The organism is Mucilaginibacter boryungensis (assembly GCF_015221995.1).
Lineage (GTDB): Bacteria > Bacteroidota > Bacteroidia > Sphingobacteriales > Sphingobacteriaceae > Mucilaginibacter > Mucilaginibacter boryungensis.
This window is the reverse complement of record NZ_JADFFM010000002.1, coordinates 671,391-697,207: the sequence shown is the minus strand read 5'-3', so window position 1 is coordinate 697,207 and position 25,817 is coordinate 671,391. Positions and strand designations below refer to the sequence as shown.

Genomic DNA, 25,817 nt, shown 5'->3' with positions numbered 1-25,817 from the left:
TTTAATTCAATTTTGAGTTTGCCACAACTTTTAAGCCAATTTCTTCACCTTTTGCAATTGTGAAATTTAAAGCGGCTTCCCGCGTGTTCGGGATGTCGCCTTCCAGTATGGCTTCGCGTATCTGGTTTTTAATAATACCAACCTCACGCCCCGCTTCAATCCCGAATAATTCCATAATATCTGTACCACTTACCGGTGGCTGCCAGTTACGTATTTTATCACGCTCTTCAACGTCTTTTAGTTTTTGCAATACCAGTTCAAAATTGTTGCGGTAGCGTTTTACCTTGTATTCATTTTTGGTGGTGATGTCGGCTTTACAGAGCAGCATCAATGCCTCGGTATCGTCGCCTGCTTCAAAAAGTAAACGTCGTACGGCCGAATCGGTAATGGTATCTTGTGCCAATACAATAGGGCGTAAGTGCAATTGTACCAGTTTCTGTACAAACTTCATATGCTCGTTCAGCGGTAGCTTCAACTGCGCAAATATTTTGGGGACCATACGTGCCCCGCGATCTTCGTGCCCGTGGAAAGTCCAGCCATGTCCCGGCTCAAAACGTTTTGTAGCAGGTTTGGCAATATCATGCAGAATAGCTGCCCAGCGTAACCATAGGTTGGTAGTAGTACTGCAAATATTATCCAATACCTGCAGTGTATGGTAAAAGTTATCCTTATGGCCTTTGCCATCAATATAATCCACACCATACAGTGCTGTCATTTGCGGGAAGATAATATGGAGCAGCCCGGTATCGAATAAATAGTTGAAACCAATAGATGGTTTTAGCGATAAAATGATTTTATTCAATTCATCTGTTACCCGCTCTTGTGATACAATTCGGATTCGTTCTTTGTTATTCTTAATAGCTTCTACAGCATCACCGCTGATCTTAAAATCCAGTTGCGATGCGAAGCGAATAGCACGCATCATACGTAACGGGTCATCAGAAAAAGTTTCAGCTGGATCGAGTGGTGTTTTTATCAGTTTTTCTTCCAGGTGCACAATGCCGCCAAAAGGATCTATCAACTGTCCAAATTCTGATGCATGTAAAGCTATTGCCAAAGCATTAATAGTAAAATCCCTCCGTTTTTGGTCATCATCCAGGTTGCCATTTTCTACAATAGGTTTGCGTGAATCCGAGCGGTATGATTCCTTTCGCGCACCCACAAATTCAACTTCTATATCTTTATATTTCAACATAGCTGTACCAAAATTTTTGAATACAGCCAGTTTTACTTTTAATTGAGAAGCCACCTGTTCGGCAAATTGTATACCGTTGCCCAATACCACAATATCAATATCCTTTGATGGGCGCTCTAAAAAAATATCACGTACAAAACCACCAATAGCATAGGCTTGCACACCCATATCATCAGCCACTTTGGCGATAACTTTAAATACAGGATGCTGCAGGTGTTGTTTCATGGTTGTGATGCTTGCAACAGGCCTACTGTGCAATTGTTACAAAGTTAGTTAAATAGCGGTTATTATGGGATTTTACCTGCGCAGAAACTCGAACCGTCCGTCTGCTTCCAGGCGCATAATAGTTGATGGTTGTTTTTCACTCATATCGTGTTGTTCCAGATCAACAACATAATCTACCCCCTCAATTATTTCCGGCGATACCTGTCCAAAGTTTTTAGGTGATGGGTGACCACTGATATTAGCCGAGGTGGATACCAACGGCTTACGCAGGCGCTGCATCAACTGTTTACAAAAATCATGATTGCTCACACGGATACCCACACTGCCATCTTCGGCAATCAAAGCAGGGGAGATGTTTTTGGCGCCGGGCATTACCAATGTTAACGGTTTTTCGGCAAACTCAATTAAATCGTAAGCAATGTCGGGCACGTGGCTTACATAGCTTTGCAGTTTGTTATCGTTGTCAAGCAAAATGATCATGCTTTTGGCTTCATCTCGCTGTTTCAGGGCAAATATCTTTTTTACAGCTTCGGTGTTGGTAGCATCGCAGCCTATGCCCCAAATAGTATCGGTTGGATAAAGGATTATACCGCCATCCTGCACTACTTTTAGCGCGTTGGCAACTTCATCTTTAAGCATGTTGTAGTATATTCTGGTAAACAGTCATTAACTGGCCTGCAAGTTTTTCATCGTCAAAATTTTCGGCGTATGCCCTGCCTTGGGTTATCATTGTGTTGCGCAATTGCTCATCAGTTAATACCCGGTTAATTTTAGTCGCCAGGTCAGCATGGTCATCTGGGTCAGTATATAGGCTATACGGCCCACCGGCTTCCTCTAAACAAGAACCCGTCGCGGCAATAACCGGCGTGCCTGAATTAAGCGCCTCCAAAATAGGGATACCAAAACCTTCATAGCGCGATGGATAAACAAACGCAGCGGCCGACTGATAAAACGCAGGCAGATCGGCAAAGTCAATGTGATCTAAAAATATCATGCGTTCAGTTAAACGATAGCGATGAATGGCTGTTTTTACCACCTCAGCATAATCTTTTTGTTTACCAATAACTACCAGTTTAACGTTTGGGTCAACTTGGGACATAGCTTTAATAAGCAGCAACAAATTTTTACGTTCTTCAATAGTGCCAACACTTAACAGATATGGGCTGCTAATTTTGTATCTTTTTAAAACAGCTTGTTTGTGTGCTTCAGAGCAAGGCGTTTTAAATGCAATGTCGCAACCCTGGTAAACAACATCAATTTTAGTAGCCGACACCTGTAATAATTCTATTAAATCATCTTTAGTGCGCTGACTAATGGCAATGATCCTGTCCGATATCCGGCAGGCGTATCTTAGCTTAGCCAAATATATAGTGCGGCTAACCATACCAAAGTATTGTGGGAAACGCATGAATATCAGATCGTGCACGGTAAGCACCGACCTGATACCGCTTGTGCGTATGCCCGAGGGTAACTCGTGACTGAGGCCATGATATAATTCAACAGCATCGCGTTTTAGATATTGCACAATGCCACGCGTACGCCACCATGACGCCAGTACCTTACGTTTGGGCAAGCGTGTTTGGATGTTTTTAAAAGACCGCAGGAAATCTAATCGGGCATTAGGCTCTACCTTTGGCGTATAAACCAAATAGGTGTTATTGGGATAATATAACGCAAGCGATTTTACCAACCAACGGCTATAGTTACCCAAGCCAGTGTTGTTCAAAAAAAATCGTTTTGCATCGTATCCAATTCTCATATTAGTTTTGTTAGTTAACAAAATCAATAGACCTTATCTCTTTGATTTTATAATAACCATGTGCTTTTGGCAGGTAACATTCAATTTCAAGCCATGTTACTTTTACCTTTTTGCCAATATTATTTGTAGGGGCCGTTTCAAACTGTTCTGAGCCTTTAAAATAGCGTAACCAATAAAAAGTGCTTTCGCGCCCGGCCGCATCTTTTATGCTCACCTCGGTAAAATCGGGGCTGATAATTTTTGAAATGGTACCCAAAGTTGTACTGGCTGCTACCTCTGCTTCAGGTGGATTTTTCTCCTTAGCAAACTTCATAGATATTTCTATAAATTGTGGACAACGCAGCAATAACTTTCGCCCAATTTCTTCACCTATCTTACGTCCACTTTCCCCATCCATGGTATCAAAACCCATTTCGGCTTCAAGATCGGCCATGTTATCGGCAAAAACTTTCACCAGGCAATTTTGAAAAAGCGTCATCATTTCTGCCGACGTTTTGCTATTAAGATCAACCTTGCTTAATTCAGCACATACTATATCGGCTGCTTTCTCTGTTGCTGTTAATGGCTTAGTTTGTGCCTTAACACCTAAACAGTTGAAAACAATTAGTAACAACAATGCAAGTTTGTGATAGGGTTTGGTTTTCATAATATTTACTTAAACAGCAACATTGTTTTCTCTTAGCGCGTCATTAAGGGACGTTTTTTTATCGGTCGACTCCTTACGGGTACCAATGATCAGCGCGCAAGGCACCTGGTATTCACCGGCGGGGAATTTTTTGGTGTACGATCCGGGGATAACTACTGAACGTGCCGGTACACGGCCTTTATATTCAATAGGTTCGTCGCCGGTAACATCAATAATTTTAGTTGACGCGGTTAACACTACGTTGGCCCCTAATACTGCTTCCTCTTCCACATGTACCCCCTCAACCACAATTGCCCGCGAGCCAATGAAGCAATTATCTTCAATAATTACCGGGGCTGCTTGTACGGGCTCTAAAACGCCGCCAATGCCAACGCCACCGCTTAAATGTACATGCTTGCCAATTTGCGCGCAACTGCCTACAGTGGCCCACGTATCAACCATGGTGCCTTCATCAACATACGCGCCAATGTTTACATACGATGGCATCATGATAACACCTTTGGCCAAATGCGCACCATAACGGGCAATAGCATGTGGCACTACGCGTACACCCGTGGCTTTATAATCGGTTTTTAGCTTCATTTTGTCGTGGAAAACAAAAGGGCCAACTTTTATCTCATCCATGCGGCGGATAGGGAAATAAAGGATAACAGCTTTCTTTATCCAGTCGTTTACATGCCAGCGGGTACCTATTCGCTCAGCAACACGCAATTCACCCTTATCCAACCGTTCAACTACGGTTTCTATCGCATTAACATATTCATTCTCACCTAACAGGGTACGGTCTTCCCAGGCGTCTTCAATTAGTTTTTTTATATCGGTAGGCATATTTTAAAATTTTAGCAAATTAAGGAAATTTTAGGCAGAATTGTTTTACTTTTTTGGTGCCGGGATATTTAATTCGGGCAGATTACCAGTATAATATAGCACCAGAATAATGCTAAAGCATAGGATAAGTGAAACGCCTAAAGCACCCCAAATTGACCGCGGGTAATAATCATTATCAGGAAAGTATTTTGGGAAAAAGTAATCGGCTAAAATCACACCACCGATTAAATTTAAAATTACTGAACCTCCACCTACGGCTCCTTTAATATTGCTAAATAAAATACTGGCTAATAAAGTATAACCAACAGCAAAGGCCAACACTTTATAAGCCGCACTTTTATATCCGGCATTTTTTAAGTTGATAAATAAAAGCGCACCACCAAAAAGGGTAGAAAAGAATATGGAGAAGCCGCGGATAGCCATTTTTGAATAAATTTCAACTCCGGCTTCTTCATTATTTTCCTGTTTTTCTTCTGGTTCGGTATATTGTTCGTCCATGGTTCAAATATAGGGTAAAACGCTAAATTTGTGTTTTATGAATTGATAATATGCCTGAAAAAGAAAAGCTGAGGATAGATAAATACCTGTGGGCCATAAGACAGTTTAAAACGCGTACCCTGGCGTCGGACGCATGCAAGGCTGGGCGGGTTAAACTGGAGGGCAATAACATTAAACCATCGCACGAGGTGAAGGTAGGGGAGGTGTACCAGGTAGCTAAAGGGATTGAGCGCAAAGTAATAAAAGTGACAGGTCTGTTAGAAAACAGAACTGACGCCAAAACTGCCGTTTTCTTTTATGAAGACATTACACCGGTTGAACAAACCCACGCTTTTAAATCTATGTTCCACGCGCCGGTTTTGAAACGTGACAGAGGCACTGGTCGACCAACTAAGCGTGACCGCCGTGAAATTGACGATTTACAGGGAGGCTTTTTTGAAGGAGAGAAAAGGGAAGATGAATGATTTGGCTTATATTCATGCACTTGTAATATATGATATCTAAAGGGGAATTAAAATCTATACATTTTAACAAGGCCGGCACAACCCCCGCTATATATCCTTTTAATTTACCTTTTTTTAAAACACGGTATGAATTGGACATTCATCCACAAGTCACATTCCTGATTGGCGAAAATGGCACCGGCAAATCAACACTTTTAGAGGCTATTGCTGTAGCGTCTGGATTTAATCCTGAAGGTGGCTCTATAAATTTCAATTTTGGCACACGCGAATCGCATTCGGACCTGCACCGACACCTGGCAACTCACCGCGGTACACATAAGCATACCGATGGCTATTTTTTACGAAGCGAAAGCTTTTTTAATGTAGCTACCGAAATTGAGCGGCTTGATACTGATGAGAATGGAAATAGACTGGAAGGAGCTGGAATTATCGAAGCTTATGGCGGTGTATCATTGCACGAGCAATCGCACGGGGAATCGTTTTGGGCAGTATTTATGAAAAGGTTCAGGGGAAATGGTTTTTATATCTTAGATGAACCTGAAGCAGCCCTTTCGCCATCGCGGCAGATGGCTATGCTGATACGGATGAATGAATTGATTGATAAGCAATCGCAATTTATTATTGCCACACACTCGCCAATACTTATTGCTTACCCCAATTCTTTAATTTACGAATTTGGTAAGCAAGGGGTTCAGGAGAAATCATACAAAGAAACCGATCTTTTTCAAACGTATCAGGACTTTTTTAAAAATCCAGATTACCTGGTAGGGCATCTATTGAAAGAATAAGTATCTAATTTCAGAGAGGTTAAATTATCCTAAATTGGGCACTACCCGTTTATAATTTGAATTTTTATAGCATTCAACAATAAACTCCTCGTACTGGTTAACCACAGTTTCCCAATTAAATAAGTCCTGAATTTTGTTCAGGTTGTTTTTTACCATCGTCTGTTCGGTATCCTTGCGTTGCACGTTCTCAATCAAATCCCGTACTTCGGTAGCGTCTGAAAAATAAAATGCGTCGGTATTCAACACTGATTTATTAAATGGGTTGTTGTGCGCCGCTATCAAGGCTTCACTGGCCATGGCTTCCAACAGGGATGGGTTGGTACCCCCAACACTATGGCCATGAAAGTATAAATAGGAATTATTTTGTAATTGGCGCACTTTAGGAGTATTGAAAATACTACCCTTAAATTCAATACGCTCGTCTTTCTTAAATTTCTCTGTAATGTATCTACCAAAGCGGTTGGTTGTATCGCCCAGCACTTTAAAGGTTTTGTCTGAATTGCTGTTATTAAAACCTTCTAAAATGGTTTCAATATTATTTTCAGGCTCCATACGGGCCATTAGTAAAAAATAATCTTCTTTTGAGGCTTCAGCGGGGTTAATTTGTTCGCGCTCCTGTTCGGTAAAAACATCTGCACCATAGGGGATATAGCTACTTTGTATATTATACTTATCCGCCAGGTAAGCCTGTATTACTTTTGAATCGGAAATGTAATACTGACTGTATTGCACAGCCAACTTTTCGGCATATTTTAAGAATTGCTGAACGGGTTTTGAATACTTGGTACGTTTCCATTCCATGCCATCCATATTGGTGATAATGGTGCTTTTATGAGGGTACAGCCATCCCCATACCGAACTGCTGGTATAGCCCATCAACAACACTACATCAAATTTTTGACGGCGGGCATCCAGCAGGCAATTCATATCATACACAAATTGGCCTGGGGTACCTATCAGGTATTCAGGATCATAACAATGCCTTATATTAACTCCATTCCATGTATTGGACTGGTAAGGGTGGCTATGCGAATTATAAACCGTTACCGAATGGCCGCGTTTAACTAAGCCGGCTGATACATATTCGGATATATGCTCAAATCCCCCGTAATGGTTGGGTATTCCCCTGGTTCCTAAAATGGCTACTCGTAATTTCATGCTGTAGATACAATAGTTTAGCAGATCTTGCTATTGTATTACGGACTGAAAATGAGAATGGTTGCCTTGCGGATGTGCAAATGCGGGGATGGGCAAATATGTAGATAGGAATATTGTGAAATAAAAATGCGTATGTACAAATAATTCTTCAATCATTTGCACATACGCACATCTGCATATTTGTACACTAATACTCCGTCTTCTTCTCGCTGGTTTCCCAAAGTTTAAAAGCGTTTAGCGCCTCATCGCGCATTAGCTGGATAATGGGCAGTTTGCGCTGATCCATGGGCAGGTCAAGTTCATCGTAAATAAACTTATCATCAAACCCTATGGCTGCGGCATCGGCTTTGGTGTTGGCATAGTAAATATGGTCTATCCGTGCCCAGTATATAGCGCCCAGGCACATGGGGCATGGTTCACAACTGGTATATATTACACAACCTTCTAAACTAAAAGTTTCCAGTTCCTGGCAAGCAAGCCTGATAGCTGATACTTCGGCATGAGCAGTTGGATCGTTAGTTGGCACTACTTTATTGGCACTGCGGGCTATTACCATACCGTCCTTCACTATTACGGCACCAAACGGGCCGCCTTGTCCCTGCACTACATTATTCTCGGCAAGGTCAATGGCCATGCGCATAAATTTATCGTGATCGTTCATTTTTTATAATGACTAAGTTAATTGGTTAAAGAAGTAATTGGTTTATAGTAAATAAAGGTTTTAAAAATTTGATTATAATAAATAAGCAGCTTATCACAGAAATGTTTCACGCTCATTTTTAACTTCAAAAAACCAACCTAACAAAACTTAACTACTCTTCAACAAAAAACCCCGATCAGGCGATCAGGGTCTCATTATTTGAGTTTATAATTGATAGGTTATTTTTTGTCGTATGCTGCGTTTAGTTTTTTCAGGAAGTCGGCAGTAACGTCAAGGCTTGGATCGCCATAAAGCATAGTGGTATTGCCATTGGCATAGGTAAGTACCATTTTATAGCCTTTTTCTTTAGCATATTGTTTAGTGAAATCAACTATCTTATCATATAGTTTCTTTAACTCTTCACTCTGCTCTTGCTGTAACTGTGCGCCGGCATTTTGCTGATATTGCTGCAAAGCCTGCTGATCTTTTTGTAAACGCTCGCCGGTTGCTTTTTGCTGATCTTGTGTCATGGTAGCAGCGCCTTGTTGTGCCTGCTGATATTCACGTTGGAAAGCTTGCTGCCTTGATTGTACATCGCTTTGCGCGCTTTTGCTTTTATCTTCCAAACGTTTACGCATATCAACCGCGTATTTGTAGTTGGCAGTTAACGAATCCTGGTTAACATATACAATTTGTGCTTTTGTATCGGTCGCTACCGGGGTGGCTGCTGCTTTTGTATCGGTATTGTTTTGTTTACAGGCAATTACACTACCCGCTATCACCAGGCCAAGGGTGAATTTTGTTGCAATTGAGGCGCTTCTTTTCATTATCTGGTTTAAAAAATTTTGACAAAGATAAACTTTCAACTGAAGTATCCTAATCTTTTAACAGGTGTTTTAAACAAGTGTCATATTTATCCACATTAGCTTATAGTTGCGCTAAAAATGGTATTTTTGAAAGTTATACTTTTATCTAACATATGAGCGACGAAAACATAGACAGATCTAATTATTCGGCAGATAATATACAGGTTTTAGAAGGCCTGGAGGCGGTGCGTAAACGCCCGTCCATGTACATAGGCGATACCGGCGTTAAAGGATTGCACCACTTGGTTTATGAGGTGGTAGATAACTCGATAGATGAGGCGCTGGCCGGCTATTGCGATACTATTAAAGTAACCATCCACAAAGGCAATTCCATTACCGTTGAAGACAACGGTCGTGGTATCCCAACGGGTATCAATACCAAAGAGGGCAAATCGGCGCTGGAAATTGTAATGACCGTACTGCACGCGGGCGGTAAGTTTGATAAAGACACTTACAAGGTATCGGGTGGTTTGCACGGTGTGGGTGTATCCTGCGTTAATGCGCTGTCGGTACATGTAAAAACGGTAGTGCACCGCGAAGGGAAAATTTTCACCCAGGAATATGAACGCGGTAAGCCACTGTTTGATGTGAAGGAAATTGGCGTATCAGATAAAACAGGCACCATACAAACCTTCCAGCCTGACGCGGAGATATTTACTACTACTACCGAATATAGATATGATACATTAGCCACCCGCCTGCGCGAACTGGCTTTCCTTAATAAAGGCATCCGCCTGTCGTTAACAGACGAACGTGAAACAGATGATGCCGGTAATTTTATTTACGAGGAATTTCTTTCTGAAGGTGGCCTTAAAGAATTTGTTAAATATCTTGATGGTACCCGTGTGCCTATTATCCCCGAGCCAATTTATCTGGAAGGTGTAAAGAATGGCATCCCGGTTGAGCTGGCTTTGCAGTACAATGATACTTATACCGAGAATGTACACTCGTATGTAAACAATATTAATACTATTGAAGGTGGTACACACGTAGCCGGTTTCCGTATGGGATTAACCCGTACACTTAAAGCTTATGCTGATAAGGAAGGTTTGCTGAAGAACGTTAAAGTTGAAATTACGGGCGATGACTTCCGTGAAGGTTTAACTGCAGTAATATCTGTAAAAGTGCAGGAGCCGCAGTTTGAAGGCCAGACCAAAACTAAGCTGGGCAACAGCGAGGTTAGCGGTGCGGTAAACGTAGCCGTGGGTGAAATTTTAGGCAACTATTTGGAAGAGAACCCGCGCGAGGCTAAAATGATCGTTCAGAAGGTGATCCTTGCAGCTACTGCCCGTGCGGCTGCCCGTAAGGCGCGCGAGATGGTGCAACGTAAGTCGGTGATGAGCGGTTCTGGTTTGCCGGGTAAACTGGCCGATTGTGCTAACAACGACCCTGCTGTTTGCGAACTATATCTTGTCGAAGGTGACTCGGCCGGTGGTACTGCCAAACAAGGCCGTAACCGAGATAACCAGGCTATTCTGCCGTTAAGGGGTAAGATCCTGAACGTGGAGAAAGCTATGGAGCATAAGATATACGAGAACGAGGAAATAAAAAATATGTTCACTGGCCTGGGTGTAAGCATCGGTACTCCTGAAGATCCCAAAGCTTTGAACATGACCAAACTGCGTTATCATAAGATCATTATTATGACGGATGCTGACGTGGACGGATCGCACATTACTACGCTGATCCTTACCTTCTTCTTCCGCTATATGAAAGAACTGGTAGAGTATGGTTATGTATATATTGCAACACCACCGCTTTACCAGGTTAAAAAAGGTAAAGATTCTGAATATTGCTGGAACGATGAGCAGCGCGATCTGGCCATTCAACGTTTAAAAGGCAGTGGTAAAGAAGACAGCGTACATGTTCAACGTTACAAAGGTTTGGGCGAAATGAATGCGGAACAATTATGGGAAACCACAATGAACCCTGCTACCCGTACCCTGCGCCGCGCTACCATTGAAAATGCTGCCGAGTGTGATCACACCTTCAGCATGCTGATGGGTGACGAGGTTGCGCCACGCCGCGCATTTATTGAAAAGAATGCGAAATACGCAAGAATAGATACTTAGGATTTCGGATTTTCGATTTATGATTTTAAAAGCCCTTTTTGCATTGCAAAAAGGGCTTTTGTATTTTTAATTCATGAAAACATCGAAACCCGCCGGTCCTTTTGCCAGGTTCTCTAAACCGGCACAACGCGCATTGGATAATGCCGGAATTGAAAAATTGGAAGACCTATCCAGGCTAACTGAAAAAGAATTTAAAGCATTGCACGGTATGGGACCTGCAACCACAAAACCATTAATGGCGCAGATGGAAGAAGCGGGCTTAAAGTTTAAAAATCAATAATTAAAACTACGTTAATGATTGACAATTGCCTTTTTGATATTAGCAGATATACAATATATTTGAGCAATTGCGTTACCTATACGGTAAAACCGTGTGTTTATGCGGTTGCGTCTAATTCCCACAAATGAAAAAATTGAATATTTTACTTTTAAGCCTGTCTGCCCTGTTAGCATTCGGCTGTAAAGACACCGGCCATAACGGCGATCAGGCAATTACCATGACCCCGGAGATGGGTAAAACCTACAATGCAGGGCAGCCTGTAGAAGTAAAAGTACATTATGGTAATATGAAGCCGGATTCTATTGTTTACCTGTTAGATTCGATGAAGTGTGGTTCAACCAAAGATTCATCAGCACTGATCCTGAAGACCGACAGCATGAAAATGGGTTCGCGGGTAATTATTGCTAAAGTATACCAGGGAGGCAAAAGTATTGATGTGGCTACCAACTTTGTATTGTTTGCCGCTAAGGCGCCCGAAGAATTGAAGTTTGTAGTTGAAAAAGTTTTCCCGCATGATACGGCAAGTTATACCGAAGGTCTGCTATACCAGGATGGCGTATTGTACGAAAGCGATGGTGGCCGGGCAGGAGACGCTACAGGGCAATCGAGCTTACGCAAGGTCGACCTGGAAACGGGCAAAATTTTAAAAATGGTAAACGGCGATCCAAAGGTTTTTAACGAGGGCATATCCATAGTTGGCAATAAACTAATTATGATGACCTATACCGAGAAGATAGGTTATGTGTATGATAAAAACACGTTCGCGCTGCTTAGTACGTTTACCAATAATGTAGGCAAAGAAGGCTGGGGTATGTGTTTTGACGGCAAACAATTGTATTTAGACGATAGCACTAACCGTATCTGGTTCCTGAATAAGGATACTTATAAAGCACAAGGTTATATTGATGTGTGCGATAACCAGGCGCAAAAAATGCAGATAAACGAACTGGAGATGATTGATGGCAAGTTATACGCCAACGTGTATACGACAAACGATATCCTGGTTATCGACCCTAAAACCGGCGCTGTACTACAGCATGCCGATATGACCAACCTTTGGCCTCAAAAAGACCGCCCTATAGATTTTGACAGTACCGATAAAGTGTTTAACGGTATAGCCTGGGATGCACAAGGCAAGCGCCTGTTTGTAACCGGCAAAAAATGGCCGCATCTGTATCAGATAAGATTGGAGAAGAAATAATAGCTTATTTCGGTTTTAATTAGTGAGCGCTTCACCCTGTAGGCACTAACTATTCTTCACTACAATGCTTTCTATTACGTTGGTTACGTGTTCGCATTTGTCGGTAGTGGTTTCCAGGGCCAGCAATATCTCGTTGTATTTTATCAGCTCAATAGCGTTGGGCTCGTCAATAAGTAAGGCCGCCACTGCTTTATTGTATACTTTATCGGCGTAATGTTCCAGGGATTTAATTGCATTAACAGAATCGGTTATTACCTGGGCATTTTTAATATTGCTAAGGGCATCAATACAACGCTGTAATTCGGCACACAGTTCTACAATTAATCCTGCCAATTCTATAATAGGCGGGGTAATGCTGGTAGGCTGGTACAAATTTATCCGACGCGATGAGATATTAATATAACCACAAACTTCATCTATAGCCTTAGCCAGATCGAACATATCGCTACGTTCAAAAGGGGAGATGAACGCCTTGCCCGAATCGATAAAAACCTGATGTGCAATTTCCTGACTTTTAGCCCTTAAACGGTTAATGGTATTGTATTGCGGTTTTTGCTCATCATCGGTGGTAATGGCCTCAAACAACAGTCCTGCCATAACACTGGCATTTTCGGCAGCCTGGTTAAAATGGTTAAAGAAAAGATCATTAACATTTGGAAAAGCCGATTTGTAGAGGCGCTGTTGCATAGGATGATCTGATTTAACGTGAATAACAAAGCTAATGAGCTAATGTTAAGTTAGTGTTAAGTTATTTTTTAGCAAGATTGTTAAAATTGTTAGGATAATATACTATTTGATGTCATAATTTAAGTATGGTAAATTTATACCTTTATTTACTATGTTAAGTATTACAGTAGCCGATCTGTCGCCCGTTGAATTGCAAAACTATCTGCAATATGCTATAGCCCCGCGTCCTATCGCGCTGGCATCAACCATTGATAAAAGCGGCCGGGTAAATCTTAGCCCGTTCAGTTTTTTTAACATGTTCAGTACTAATCCCCCTATATGTATTATTTCGCCGTCAAGGAGGGTTAGGGATAACACCACCAAGCACAGCCTGGAGAATTTAAAAGAAGTGGGCGAGCTGGTGATCAACATTGTAAACTACAGCATGGTGCAGCAAACCTCGCTTAGCAGCGTAGAGTATGCCCAGGGGGTAAACGAGTTTATAAAAGCAGGCTTTACCGAATTACCGTCGCAATTGGTAAAACCACCCCGCGTGGCCGAATCGCCGGTACAGTTTGAATGTGTGGTAAATAATATCATCAGTTTAGGCGATGGCCCGGGTGCAGGTAACCTGGTTATAGCTGAGATAAAACTAATGCACATCAACGAGGCCGTTTTGAATAAAGATGGTAAAATAGATCAAACTAAAATGGACCAGGTTGCACGCCTGGGCGGCGACTGGTATTGCCGGGTAACTAAGGAAAACCTGTTCACAGTAGAGAAACCCAACCGTCATATAGGGATAGGGGTGGACGCGCTGCCTTACAACGTGCGCAATTCAGCAGTATTAACTGGTAATGATTTAGGAAAATTGGGAAACCTTACCACCCTGCCGGACGATGCTGCTATTGAGCAATTCGCGCAATCGGATGAAATAAAAGAAATACTTGATGCCACTATAGGGGACAGCCATACCCGCGAACTACAACTGCATTTAAAGGCAAAAAACCTGCTGACTGAAGAAAAGGTTGAGGATGCGATTAAAATCCTGTTAATGTAAGACGGCCAATGAGCCGCCTTACCCCAGCACTGCCTCCATATTGGTCAAATTCTGGATATCCTCCAGCAAATCATCGCTTGGGTTTACTTTGTAGGTTTTTGAAGCCATATCTACCAGCAGGGCATCTTCACGGTCTTTAACCAGGAAGCGCAGGGTGCAATTCTTGTTAGGATACTTTTCATTGTTTGTTTGCACCATATTTTGCAGGTTATCCAGCAGCTGATTATCCAGCGTATGCAGGTCGAGCACCACGGTGATAGATTTTGTCAGGCGGTCACGCATTTCAGATAACAGGGAAATAGTGTTGATGCGCAAATCCCAATTATCCTTCTGGCGAAACTTCTCTTCAATATTGCCGCGGATGTGTACAAAGAAACCCTCGCCAAGCAGGTTACGGAACTTAATATAATCATCGCCAAACAGCGCAAATTCATAATTATCGGTATAATCTTCTAACACAAAGGTGCCAAATGGTTTACCCGTTTTGGTAGTTTTATGCTGTACGTTTGCCATGAGGCCGCCAATGCATATTTCCCCTTTTTTGCGGAGTTCGGCAAAAGCTGCCATAATCTCCTCACCGCCTTCAGCAGAGCGGGCTTTTTGCATCAGTTTTAGGTCGGATACCTTTGCGTTGCAATACTTATTTAACTCAAGCTTATAATTATCCAGTGGATGCCCGGTTAAATAAATGCCAATTACATCCTTCTCGTATTTAAGCTTTTCTATCAACGGCCATTCCTCACATTCGGGCATTGCCGGTTCGGGGATATATGACGCTACTGAACCACCAAACAGGGATGATTGCGTACTGTTTTGTGTATTCTGGTAGTCGTTGGCATACTTTACTAATCGTTCTATGCCGGTTAAAATACCGTTCTCGGTTTTGGCAAAAAATTGCGCGCGCTTTAAGCCAAACTCGTCAAAACCACCGCCATATACCAGGTTCTCGTACGATTTTTTGTTAACCGCGCGCACATTACTGCGCTGCGCAAAATCATAAACCGACTTATACGGGCCGTTGGCCTCGCGTTCTTCTATAATACTTTCCACCGCCTTATCGCCCACGCCTTTTACACCCGATAGGCCAAAGCGCACTTCGCCTTTTTTATTTACAGCAAAGGCTTGGTTGCTCTCATTAATATCAGGACCTAAAACCGGTACGCCCATGCGGCGGCATTCCTCCATAAAGAAAGAAATTTTATCAATGCTGTTCTGGTTGTTCAATACCGACGCCATGTATTCAGCCGGGTAATGCGCCTTAAGCCAGGCGGTTTGGTAAGCCACCAGCGCGTAGCAGGTAGAGTGCGACTTATTGAACGCATACTGGGCAAAGGCCTTCCAGTCGTTCCATACTTTGGTCAGTTTATCCTTGGGGTGGCCTTTGGCCATAGCACCCTCCATAAACTGGGCCTCCATTTTATTAAGTACCTCAATTTGCTTCTTACCCATGGCCTTCCGCAAAACGTCGGCATCGCCTTTACTAAAGCCTGCCAGCTTTTGCGATAAAAGCATCACCTGTTCCTGGTACACAGTAATCCCGTAGGTTTCCGCCAGGTATTCCTCCATATCAGGCAAATCGTAAGTAATCGGCTCGCGGCCATGCTTACGGTTAATAAAGTTGGGAATATATTCTATCGGGCCGGGACGATATAGCGCGTTCATAGCTATCAGATCCTCAAATTTATCCGGCTTCAAATCGCGCAGGTACATTTGCATCCCGTCACTTTCAAACTGGAATGTACCGTTGGTATCGCCCCGCTGGTAAAGTTCGAAGGTTAACTGATCATCCAGCGGCAATAGATCAATATCAATATCCTCGCCATGGTTAAGTTTGATCATCCGCAAGGCACCCTTAATAATGGTAAGCGTTTTCAGGCCTAAAAAGTCCATCTTAATAACGCCGGCATCCTCAATTACACGGCCATCATATTGGGTAACTAACAAATCAGAATCCTTTGCGGTGGCAACCGGAACAATGTTGGTCAGGTCATCCGGCGCAATAATAATACCCGCCGCGTGGACACCTGTGTTACGTACCGACCCTTCCAGTTTTTCAGCCTCGCGGAGCACTATGCCTTTAAGCTCTTTGCTTTTATATATTTCCTGTAGCTCGGGCACTTGTTCAATGGCCTGCTTCAGGTTAATGCCCAGGGTATCAGGCACCAGTTTTTTAAGGGCGTTCACGTCGCTTAGCGGCATATCCAGCACACGGCCTACGTCCTGTATACTGGTGCGGGCGGCCATGCTGCCGTAAGTGATAATTTGCGCTACCTGGTTTTTGCCGTATTTATCAACCACATAATCAATAACCTTTTGGCGGCCTTCGTCGTCAAAATCCGTATCAATATCGGGCATCGATTTACGGTCGGGGTTCAGGAACCTTTCGAACAGGAGATTGTATTTTATCGGGTCGATATTAGTGATACCAATACAATAAGCCACTACTGACCCTGCAGCCGAACCACGGCCCGGGCCAATAAACACGCCCATATCGCGGCCAGCCTTAATAAAGTCGGCTACAATAAGGAAATAGCCAGCGAAGCCCATGGTACGGATGGTAAATAATTCAAAGTTAATGCGCTCTTCCGCCTCGGGGCTAATATCAATATAACGTTCTTTAGCGCCGGTAAACGTCAGGTGCTTCAGGTATTCCCATTGGTTCAGCGTATCGGATTCGGGGCCGTTATGTATCCGGAATTCATCGGGTATCGGATAGTTGGGCAGCATAATGTCGCGCTTCAATTTCAGCACGTCTACCTTATCCACAATTTCGTTGGTATTGTCTAACGATTCAGGCAGGTCGTGAAACAACTTGCCCATTTCTGCCTGAGTTTTAAAATAAAACTGGTCATTAGGGAAACCAAACCGCTTGCCTTTACTGCTGGCATCCTCATCCGTCATAATGGGGGTGCTTTGCATATCGCCGGTATTAACGCACAGTAAAATGTCATGCGCGTTGCTATCCTGCTGATCCACATAGTGCGAATCGTTTGAGCAAATTACCTTTACGTTATACTTCTTAGCATATTTAAGCAGCGTGTTATTAATAATGGTTTGCTCGTTAATATCATGGCGCTGAAGCTCGATGTAATAATCTTCGCCAAACAGGTCTAACCACCATTTAAATTCCTTTTCTGCTTCTTCTTCAGTGCCTTTTAAAATAGTTTGCGGTACCGATGCGCCTATACAACAAGTGGTAGCGATCAGCCCCTTGTGGTATTTTAATATCAATTCCTTATCAATACGCGGCCATTTACTGTAAAGGCCTTCCATATAGCCCAGCGAGCATAGCTTCACCAGGTTTTTGTAGCCCTCGGCATTTTTCGCCAAGAGCAATTGATGCCGGCGTACATCCTTATTTTCTTTGGTAAACTGTTTTTTATGGCGGTCATCAACCACATAAAATTCACAGCCTACAATAGGCTTAACGCCATGTTTAGATGCTTCAGCTACAAATTTAAACACGCCAAACATGTTACCATGGTCGGTAATGGCCAGGGCCTTCATGCCATCGGCTGCCGCTTTTTTGTATAGCTTAGTAATATCGGCGGCCCCGTCAAGCAGGGAGAATTGAGTATGTACGTGTAAATGAGAAAAATCTGGCATGGCAAAAAATCTGTCGCGCTATATTTTGGCGGATAACAAATTTATCAAAAATCACCGGCGAATACAGCATTGTTGAAAATTAGGGCGTCGGGCTGAAAGTAATCGAAATACAGCCAAAATATTATCCGTTCAAAACACTTCCTTGCAAGTTTTGTTAAAAAATTGTTTGGTTATATATTGCATATGTGGCTTAATGATTTAAGCGGATTGCAGCACTACCAATCTGAAAAACAATACCTTTTGAAAAATTAAGATTTGGAAAAATTTGGACGTATAGCTCTTAAAACCATCCTTTGGATAATTGCCAGCGTACTTTTTTTAGTATTGCTGATTGCTATCCTTATACAGGTACCCGCCGTCCAGAATTTTGCTAAAGATAAAGTGGTGAACTATGTGCAGGGTAAAATACATACCAAAGTACAAATAGGGCATTTAAGCCTGGGCCTCCCAAAGCTGATTGTACTTGAAAACGTTTATTTTGAAGATCAAAAAAAAGACACCCTTATTGCGGGTGATAAGCTAAAAGTCGACATCAGTCTTTTTAAACTCCTGAACAAGAAGGTTGAAATTAATGAAATAAACCTGCAAGGCATTACAGCCAAAGTAAACCGCGGAGCCGACAGCGTGTTTAATTTTGACTATATTATTAAAGCCTTTACCAGCGAACAGAACAAAGAAGTAAAACCTACCGATACCACATCTACCATAAAGTTCTCGCTGGATAAGATCATTTTAGATAAGATCAACATTTCCTATAAAGATGTAACTACCGGTAATAATGTGCAATTCCTGGTGGGCCATTTTGACACCCGCATTAAGGATTTCGATATGGATAAAATGAAATTTAATATCCCTAAGATCAATCTTTCAGGGGTAAATGCGCGCATTATCCAAACACCGGTTGGCTCATCCATTGGGCGGGCGGCAACAATAGATACGGCCACCAGGCCGCTAAATATGGATATCAGTCTTGGTACTATCGACGTATCAAAAATAAAACTGGATTATCGCACCAGTGAAATGAGCACCCAAATGGATTTGGGCCAATTATTGGTAGAAATGAATAAAATAGATCTAAAAAAGCAAAAAATCGATATAAAATCAATAAAATTAGATAATACCAGCGCGGGCTTTACCTTAGCCAAACCCCAAACCGTGGTGAAGGCGGTAGTAAAAACTGTTAAAAAACTGGACACACTGGTAACCCCGCCGGGCAGCAACAAACCCTGGATTGTTAACCTAGCCAAAATGAGTTTTGCTAACGATAACATCAGGTTTGATAATGACGCGCAAAAACCAATAGCCCGCGGGTTGGATTTTGCCCACATGAATATCCGCGATTTGAATACCGAGATAGAAGATCTGGCCTACACCACAGATACCATTTCGGGTAAAATCAATACGCTGAACTTTAACGAGAAAAGCGGCCTGCGGGTAAAAGAATTCCATACCACATTCTTCTACGGGCCAAAGAAAGCCTACCTGAACGATATGTACCTGGAAACCCCCTATACTATCCTGCAAAAGCAGATAGAAATTGGCTATCCATCGCTTGATGCTATTAGCAAAAATATAGGGGCATTAACCATTAACGCTAATCTTGACGGCAGTAAACTGAACCTGAAAGATGTACTACTGCTCATACCAAATATGGCTGGTATGGAACCATTCAAAAGTTCGCCAAACTCGGTGTTTAGAATTAACGGCCGGGTATCGGGAAGGGTTAATAATCTGAACATCCCTAATCTCGAAATTACAGGCTTGAGTCACACGCATATTAAAGCATCGGCTACCATAAAAGGCCTACCGGATGTGAATAGAGTGTATGCCGATTTGAACATTAAAGATTTCAACACTAACCGTTCTGACATTTTACGCCTGTTGCCTAAAGGCACTATCCCGGCTAACGTCACCATTCCCGAGAATATGAATTTGAAAGGAACATTTAAAGGCGGGATGACCAACTTTGATACCAAACTTAATCTGCGTAGCAGCCTTGGCGCTGCTGATGTTAATGCGGTATACAACGGCGCGCGCAAAGGGCGCGAAAGCTATACAGCCGATGTAAAACTAAAAGATCTGAACATTGGGGTTTTAACCAAACAGCCACAAATGGTTGGTAAGGTTACTATGAATGCCAGGGTGAAAGGTACCGGCACTAATCCCAAAAACCTTAGCCTGCAATTTAATGGAAATGTGGCCAGCGCTTATGTAAAGGGGTATACTTATAAAAACCTGGCAGTAAAAGGCGCGGCTACCAACGGCAACTATGTAGTGAATGCCCGCATGAGAGACCCTAACATCAGCTTCGCGATGGATGCTAAGGCCAATTTGAACAAGAAATATCCATCGGTTAAAGGTACTTTAATGGTGGATAGTTTAAACCTGCAGGCGTTAAAGCTTACAACTACGCCGATGCGTTTCCACGGCAAAATGGTGGCCGACGTTCCTACCGCCGATCCGGACTATTTAAACGGCAAGATTTTACTAACCGATATGCTGCTGGTGAACAATGGTCAGCGTATTGCTTTGGATACGGCAAGTTTGGTATCGACTGCCACACCCGATAGCAGCACCCTGTTTTTGAAACTACCCATGATGACCGCACATATGCGCGGTAAATATCAGTTAACAAAAATTGGCCCGGCCGTTCAGGATGTAATAAACAAATACTACGATATCAGCATGGCTGGCGGTGCAACGGCTGCGTCAAGGGCTAAAATAGATGCGGCTAACCGTGCTAAAATAAAAAATAACAAACCAATTAAGCCGCCTTACCCGCCGCAGCAATTTGTGTTTGATATGCGCGTGATAAACAGCCCGCTTTTAAAACAATTTGTACCCGACCTGAAGCAGCTTGAGCCGGTAACTGTAAATGGCCGCTTTGATAGTAATACCGGCGAACTGACCGTTAATGGCGCCATACCGAAAGTAATTTACGGCACAAATACTATCAGCAACGGCAAACTAAATATCAACACCAACAATAACGCGCTAAATTACGCGCTGACCGTTGACCAGGTAAAAGTGGGTACATCATTAAACCTGTTGTATCCAAGCATTAGCGGAAGCGCCCGGGATAACAAATTGAACATTAGTCTGCAAGTACGCGATGCTGCTAAAAAAGAACGTTACCGTATAGCAGGGGTATTTACCGCCCTACCAAACGAATATCAATTCAGCTTCCTTCAAAACGGGTTAATGTTTGATTATACCCCATGGGCGGTTAATTCTAACAATGCGCTGGAATTTGGCGGCAAAGGCATACTGGCGCGCGATTTTAGCATTACCAATAATAACCAAACACTAAGCATTAACAGTAACCCTGCCCAATATAATGCGCCGCTTACGGTTAGCTTCACTAATTTCAAAATTGAAACACTGACCAAAATTGCCCAGCAGGATTCACTGCTGGTAGGCGGCGTTATTAACGGCAAGGCCGAGATCAGCAACCTGCAAAAGTCGCCGCAGTTTACCTCGGCTATGAATATCAGCGATTTTAACTTCAGGGGCGATACGGTGGGCAATGTAGCGCTGAAAGTAAACAACCAAACAGCAAATGCTTACGCTGCCGATATCAACATCACTGGCAAGGGTAACCAGGTTACTTTAAACGGCCTGTACTATACCGCGCCCGAAAGCCGCCTGGATATGAACCTGAACATGGTTACCCTGAATGTAAAAAGCATTGAAGGCTTCAGCTTTGGTGCTATCCGCCAGGCCAGTGGTAATATTAGCGGCCAGCTAAAGATCACAGGTTCACCAAGTGCACCGCAGGTGCGGGGTGATGTTAACTTTAACCAGGTAGGCTTCAATGTTTCCATGTTAAACTCGTACTTCCGCATGCAAAAGGAAAGTGTCACGTTTAATAACGATGGTATCCGTTTTAACGATTTTACGCTGATAGATTCTACCGGCAACAAAGCTGTGGTGAGCGGAACGGTTTACACCAAAACCTATACCGATTACCGTTTTGGATTGGATATTACCACCGATAACTTTAGGGTAATTAATTCAACCCAGGCTGATAATAAACTGTATTATGGCCAGCTTTATCTTGATAGCCGCATCAAGATCCGCGGCGATATGAACAGGCCGATAGTAGATGCCTCATTAACTGTAAACGACAAGACCGATCTGACCATTGTGTTGCCAGGTGATGACCCCGCGGTGGAAGACCGGAAGGGCGTAGTATATTTTGCCAACGCCAATGCCCCAAGAATGGATTCAATTATGCTGGCGAAAAAACTGGATTCGCTGAAAAAGTCCAATGTTACGGGGATGGATGTTACGGCAAATATCAGGGTGAACAAAAATGCCAATTTTAATATTGTGATAGACGAACGCAATGGCGATGTGGTACATTTAAAAGGCGACGCACAGTTAAGTGCCGGTATTGACCCCAGCGGTACTATTAACCTGACGGGTACTTATGTTGTTAATGAGGGATCGTATAACTTATCCTATGCAACCGTTAACCGAAAGTTTGATTTTAAACAGGGCAGTACAATTATGTGGACGGGCGATCCAACCTCGGCCGATATTAATCTGACAGCAACCTATATAGCCAAAGTACCCCCTATCGACCTGGTATCGCAACAAATTACCGGCGACGAGAACGCGCGTACTATGTATCTGCAAAAGCTGCCATTTAATGTTAATCTTAACCTGAAGGGGCAGTTAATGAAGCCGGATATCACCTTTGATATTGTACTTCCTGAAGATAACTATACCGTTTCCAATGATGTAGTAAGCACCGTTAATAACCGCCTGGCACAGGTAAGACAGGACCCTAACGAATTAAATAAGCAGGTATTAGGCGTATTGGTATTGGGCCACTTTATTGGCGATAACCCGCTGCAAAGCCAGGGTGCAGGCCCAACCGTAAGCGGTACTATCCGCAACAGCGTAAGCAGCCTGTTGTCCGATCAGTTAAACAAAATGGCGGGCGACCTGATAGGCGGTGTTGCTTTGAGTTTCGACCTGCAATCGGGAGCTGATTACTCGACCGGTCAGGCGCAAAACCGTACCGATTTGAACGTCGGCCTGTCTAAGCAATTCCTGAACGACCGGCTAACTGTTACCGTGGGCAATAATTTTAATTTGGAAGGCCAAAACCAGCCTGGGCAAAAGGCTACTAACATTGCAGGTAATGTTTCGGTAGGTTATAAATTAAGTAAAGATGGCCGCTATATGCTGCGCGCTTACCGTAAGGATGAATATATAGTAATACAGGGCGAGGTAATAGAAACCGGCGTAGCCTTTACCCTTACGGTAGATTATAACCGCTTCAGCCAGTTGTTCCGCAAACGCAGTCCGCAGGAAAAAAACATGAAGAAGGAGTATAACCAGCAACAAAAAGAACAGAAGAAAGAAGATAAAGCCAAACAGGATTCGACAGACAAAAAGATACAGCAGCAGTCCGATCAGCAAAAGCAACAGGCCCCGCCTAAACCCGCCGAATTCATTGAAATGGAGGAAGAAGAGAGGCTTGATGTTATAAATAACAAAATGGTGGAAAATCCTGATCAGCAGCGGGAAATTCCAACAACAACAGCAAATTAACATGGGTAAAAGGTTTATATATTTAATTGTAACGGCAGCTTTGTTAAGCGCATGCAGTACTACCAAATATTTGGCAAACAATCAAAAGTTGTATACCGGGCCTCAAGTTAAAGTAGACACTGCTGAACTTACCAAAAGCGACCAGAAATTTATCACCAATGAAATGGCCGAGCTGGTGAGGCCCGCGCCAAATTCAAGCATCTTAGGCTTGCGGGTAAAACTCTGGATATATTATAAAACCCATGCCCGCCGCAACTTTCTGCAGAAATTTTTTAGCAAATACGGCGAACCGCCGGTACTGATCAGTGCTGTTGATGTGAATAACAACAGCAAGATCATGCAAAACAGGCTGCAAAACGAGGGCTTCTTTTATGCGCAGGCCAGTGGCGATACGGTAAGCAAGCATAAAACGGCTAAGGCTGTTTTTAATGTAAAAGCCGGGCCATCCTATAGTATCCGTAATATTCATTTCCCAACAGGAAAAACCGATTTGGATACGGCTATAGCAGGTACTGCAAAAGAAACACTTTTTAAAGTGGGTAATAACTATAACCTGGATATTATAAAAGCCGAGCGTGTGCGGATAGACGCCCGGTTAAAGGAAGAGGGTTTTTACTACTTCGCCCCCGAAGACCTGATTATGCGTATAGATACCCCGGTGGGCGATCATCAGGTAGATATAACTGTACAGGTAAAGCGGCAAACAGCGGATAGGGCCCGCGATATTTATCACATTAACAACATCTACATCTATCCAAACTATACCTTACGCGACACATCGTTGATGCTGGATAAGGCACGGCCTTACCGCAACTACTTTATTGTGCAAAAAAAGGAATATGTGCGCGATTTTGTATTTAAACAAACTGTACAGTTTCAAAAGGGAAGTGTTTATAGCCGTACAGAACATAATAAAACCTTAAACCGTTTTGTGGAATTAGGCCCGTTCAAATTTGTAAAGAACCGTTTTGAAGATGTATCCACTACAGATTCGCCGAAGTTAAACGTATTTTACTTTCTTACCCCTTACCAGCGTAAGTCTCTACGATTTGAAGTTGCAGGGCGCACTACTTCGGCCAACTTTACCGGTACACAAGTAAACCTAAGCTGGCGCAACCGTAATGCCTTCAAGGGCGCCGAATTATTAACGGTATCTTTATTTGGAAGTACGGATGTACAGGTGTCGGGGCAAAACAGCGGTTACAATGTTTACCAAACCGGGGTACAAACGGGTATTTCATGGCCGCGTTTTATCAGTCCGTTTAACCTTACTAACAGCAGCGCCTTTGTGCCGCATACCAATTTTAATTTACAGTACGCGTTAACAAACCGGGTAAAACTTTATACATTAAACTCCTATAGCGCATCGTTCGGTTACGATTGGAAACAGGACGCCCACCGTTCGCATCAGCTAAACCTGACTGAAATTACGTATGTGAATGCCGCAAGCATCTCGAAGCAGTATCAGGACACTATTATAAGTACAGGTAACCCAACCTTAAAACATGTAATAGATAACCAATTAACTTTTGGCCCGTCCTATAGCTATACTTTCACTAATACCATGGAGAATAATCGCATCAATACCTGGTATTACAATGCTAAAGTAAGTACCTCGGCATTGTTATTAGGGTTAATATCAGGTGCGGATACTTTAGCTGGAAATGCAAAGAAAATAGCCGGTACTAACTACAATCAATATGTTAGGTTTGAGAACGAATTTAGGTACTATCATAAGCTGGGCGCTATAAGCACCGTTGCAGCCCGCATGATGGTTGGCGTTGGTGTGCCTTTTGGTAATTCTACTATAATGCCATACAGTCAGCAATTTTTTATTGGCGGCACCAATAGCCTTCGTGGCTTTAGGGCACGTTCAATTGGCCCGGGAGTGTACGTGCCTAAACAAAATAACGGCAATACCAGTGGTTTCCTGCCTGATGAATCGGGCGATATAAAAATAGAGGCCAACCTTGAATACCGCCCGCAGCTATTTAGCATTGTGCGCGGTGCTTTATTTGTTGATGCCGGCAATATATGGAACCTTAACCCGCATGATAATTTGCCGGGCTCGGCTTTTGGTAAAAACTTCCTTAGTCAAATTGCTGCCGACGTGGGCTTCGGTTTACGTTTTGATGTAACTGTATTAGTAGTCCGTACTGATTTTGGGTTTCCTGTTTTGAAACCATGGTTGCCTAACGGTCAGCGTTTCAAGTTTGATTCACATGGCGGGATATTTAATTTGGCTATAGGATATCCATTCTGATGAATATGCAGATGTGCGAATGATTGATCAATTATTT

General features: G+C 42.9%; 19 protein-coding genes. 8 read left to right on the top strand and 11 right to left on the bottom strand.

The features are described 5' to 3' along the window. Window position 1: 1 nt before the first annotated feature. The 6 genes from IRJ18_RS15985 to IRJ18_RS15960 all read right to left on the bottom strand — a co-directional run bounded on the left by IRJ18_RS15985 (window position 2) and on the right by IRJ18_RS15960 (window position 5,151). Window positions 2-1,420, bottom strand: a complete 1,419-nt coding sequence (locus tag IRJ18_RS15985; protein WP_194107312.1) for a CCA tRNA nucleotidyltransferase — start codon at window positions 1,418-1,420, stop codon at window positions 2-4. A 72-nt stretch (window positions 1,421-1,492) separates the two neighbouring features. Then, window positions 1,493-2,059 (bottom strand): L-threonylcarbamoyladenylate synthase, encoded by a 567-nt coding sequence (locus IRJ18_RS15980; protein WP_194107311.1) that lies wholly within the window; start codon window positions 2,057-2,059, stop codon window positions 1,493-1,495. Beyond that, on the bottom strand, window positions 2,052-3,179 hold the full coding sequence (locus tag IRJ18_RS15975; RefSeq protein WP_194107310.1) for a glycosyltransferase family 4 protein: 1,128 nt from the start codon (window positions 3,177-3,179) through the stop codon (window positions 2,052-2,054). Before IRJ18_RS15975 ends, IRJ18_RS15980 begins: the two co-directional genes overlap by 8 nt. A gap of 10 nt (window positions 3,180-3,189) precedes the next feature. After that, on the bottom strand, window positions 3,190-3,825 hold the full coding sequence (locus tag IRJ18_RS15970; RefSeq protein ID WP_194107309.1) for a hypothetical protein: 636 nt from the start codon (window positions 3,823-3,825) through the stop codon (window positions 3,190-3,192). 9 nt (window positions 3,826-3,834) lie between these two features. Beyond that, window positions 3,835-4,653, bottom strand: coding sequence for a 2,3,4,5-tetrahydropyridine-2,6-dicarboxylate N-succinyltransferase (locus IRJ18_RS15965; protein WP_194107308.1), 819 nt, complete (start codon window positions 4,651-4,653; stop codon window positions 3,835-3,837). Window positions 4,654-4,698: 45 nt separating this feature from the next. Next, complete coding sequence (locus tag IRJ18_RS15960) at window positions 4,699-5,151, bottom strand: hypothetical protein (protein WP_194107307.1); 453 nt, start codon at window positions 5,149-5,151, stop codon at window positions 4,699-4,701. Window positions 5,152-5,201: 50 nt separating this feature from the next. On the opposite strand from IRJ18_RS15960, the gene IRJ18_RS15955 reads away from it, so the two are divergent. Both IRJ18_RS15955 and IRJ18_RS15950 read left to right on the top strand, forming a co-directional pair. Next, window positions 5,202-5,615 (top strand): RNA-binding S4 domain-containing protein, encoded by a 414-nt coding sequence (locus tag IRJ18_RS15955; protein WP_194107306.1) that lies wholly within the window; start codon window positions 5,202-5,204, stop codon window positions 5,613-5,615. A gap of 29 nt (window positions 5,616-5,644) precedes the next feature. Further along, a complete protein-coding gene (locus IRJ18_RS15950; protein ID WP_194107305.1) occupies window positions 5,645-6,403 on the top strand; it encodes an AAA family ATPase in 759 nt (252 codons plus the stop codon). Between the two features lie 24 nt (window positions 6,404-6,427). Here the strand turns inward: IRJ18_RS15950 and IRJ18_RS15945 are convergent, their stop codons facing one another. The 3 genes from IRJ18_RS15945 to IRJ18_RS15935 all read right to left on the bottom strand — a co-directional run bounded on the left by IRJ18_RS15945 (window position 6,428) and on the right by IRJ18_RS15935 (window position 9,028). Beyond that, the gene (locus tag IRJ18_RS15945; RefSeq protein ID WP_194107304.1) at window positions 6,428-7,561 is read right to left on the bottom strand and encodes a DUF1972 domain-containing protein; all 1,134 of its coding nucleotides are present in this window, start codon (window positions 7,559-7,561) and stop codon (window positions 6,428-6,430) included. Window positions 7,562-7,748: 187 nt separating this feature from the next. After that, on the bottom strand, window positions 7,749-8,222 hold the full coding sequence (locus tag IRJ18_RS15940; RefSeq protein ID WP_194107303.1) for a nucleoside deaminase: 474 nt from the start codon (window positions 8,220-8,222) through the stop codon (window positions 7,749-7,751). A 218-nt stretch (window positions 8,223-8,440) separates the two neighbouring features. Further along, window positions 8,441-9,028 carry an OmpH family outer membrane protein gene (locus tag IRJ18_RS15935; RefSeq protein ID WP_194107302.1) on the bottom strand — a complete coding sequence of 196 codons (588 nt, stop codon included), beginning with the start codon at window positions 9,026-9,028 and terminating at the stop codon, window positions 8,441-8,443. Window positions 9,029-9,180: 152 nt separating this feature from the next. Between IRJ18_RS15935 and gyrB the strand changes: the two genes are divergently transcribed. The 3 genes from gyrB to IRJ18_RS15920 all read left to right on the top strand — a co-directional run bounded on the left by gyrB (window position 9,181) and on the right by IRJ18_RS15920 (window position 12,620). After that, a complete protein-coding gene (gene gyrB, locus IRJ18_RS15930) occupies window positions 9,181-11,139 on the top strand; it encodes a DNA topoisomerase (ATP-hydrolyzing) subunit B (RefSeq protein ID WP_194107301.1) in 1,959 nt (652 codons plus the stop codon). 73 nt (window positions 11,140-11,212) lie between these two features. After that, window positions 11,213-11,419, top strand: a complete 207-nt coding sequence (locus IRJ18_RS15925) for a helix-hairpin-helix domain-containing protein (RefSeq protein ID WP_194107300.1) — start codon at window positions 11,213-11,215, stop codon at window positions 11,417-11,419. A 124-nt stretch (window positions 11,420-11,543) separates the two neighbouring features. Then, the gene (locus IRJ18_RS15920; RefSeq protein WP_194107299.1) at window positions 11,544-12,620 is read left to right on the top strand and encodes a glutaminyl-peptide cyclotransferase; all 1,077 of its coding nucleotides are present in this window, start codon (window positions 11,544-11,546) and stop codon (window positions 12,618-12,620) included. Between the two features lie 45 nt (window positions 12,621-12,665). On the opposite strand, the gene IRJ18_RS15915 is transcribed toward IRJ18_RS15920, so the two are convergent. After that, complete coding sequence (locus tag IRJ18_RS15915; protein ID WP_194107298.1) at window positions 12,666-13,307, bottom strand: DUF47 domain-containing protein; 642 nt, start codon at window positions 13,305-13,307, stop codon at window positions 12,666-12,668. A 151-nt stretch (window positions 13,308-13,458) separates the two neighbouring features. Here IRJ18_RS15915 and IRJ18_RS15910 point away from each other — a divergent pair, with 151 nt between their 5' ends. Continuing rightward, the gene (locus IRJ18_RS15910) at window positions 13,459-14,346 is read left to right on the top strand and encodes a flavin reductase family protein (protein WP_194107297.1); all 888 of its coding nucleotides are present in this window, start codon (window positions 13,459-13,461) and stop codon (window positions 14,344-14,346) included. Window positions 14,347-14,364: 18 nt separating this feature from the next. Here the strand turns inward: IRJ18_RS15910 and dnaE are convergent, their stop codons facing one another. Then, complete coding sequence (dnaE, locus tag IRJ18_RS15905) at window positions 14,365-17,952, bottom strand: DNA polymerase III subunit alpha (protein WP_194107296.1); 3,588 nt, start codon at window positions 17,950-17,952, stop codon at window positions 14,365-14,367. A 255-nt stretch (window positions 17,953-18,207) separates the two neighbouring features. Here dnaE and IRJ18_RS15900 point away from each other — a divergent pair, with 255 nt between their 5' ends. Both IRJ18_RS15900 and tamL read left to right on the top strand, forming a co-directional pair. Beyond that, a complete protein-coding gene (locus tag IRJ18_RS15900; RefSeq protein ID WP_194107295.1) occupies window positions 18,208-23,517 on the top strand; it encodes a translocation/assembly module TamB domain-containing protein in 5,310 nt (1,769 codons plus the stop codon). A gap of 1 nt (window position 23,518) precedes the next feature. Further along, on the top strand, window positions 23,519-25,780 hold the full coding sequence (tamL, locus tag IRJ18_RS15895; protein WP_194107294.1) for a translocation and assembly module lipoprotein TamL: 2,262 nt from the start codon (window positions 23,519-23,521) through the stop codon (window positions 25,778-25,780). Window positions 25,781-25,817 lie beyond the last annotated feature (37 nt).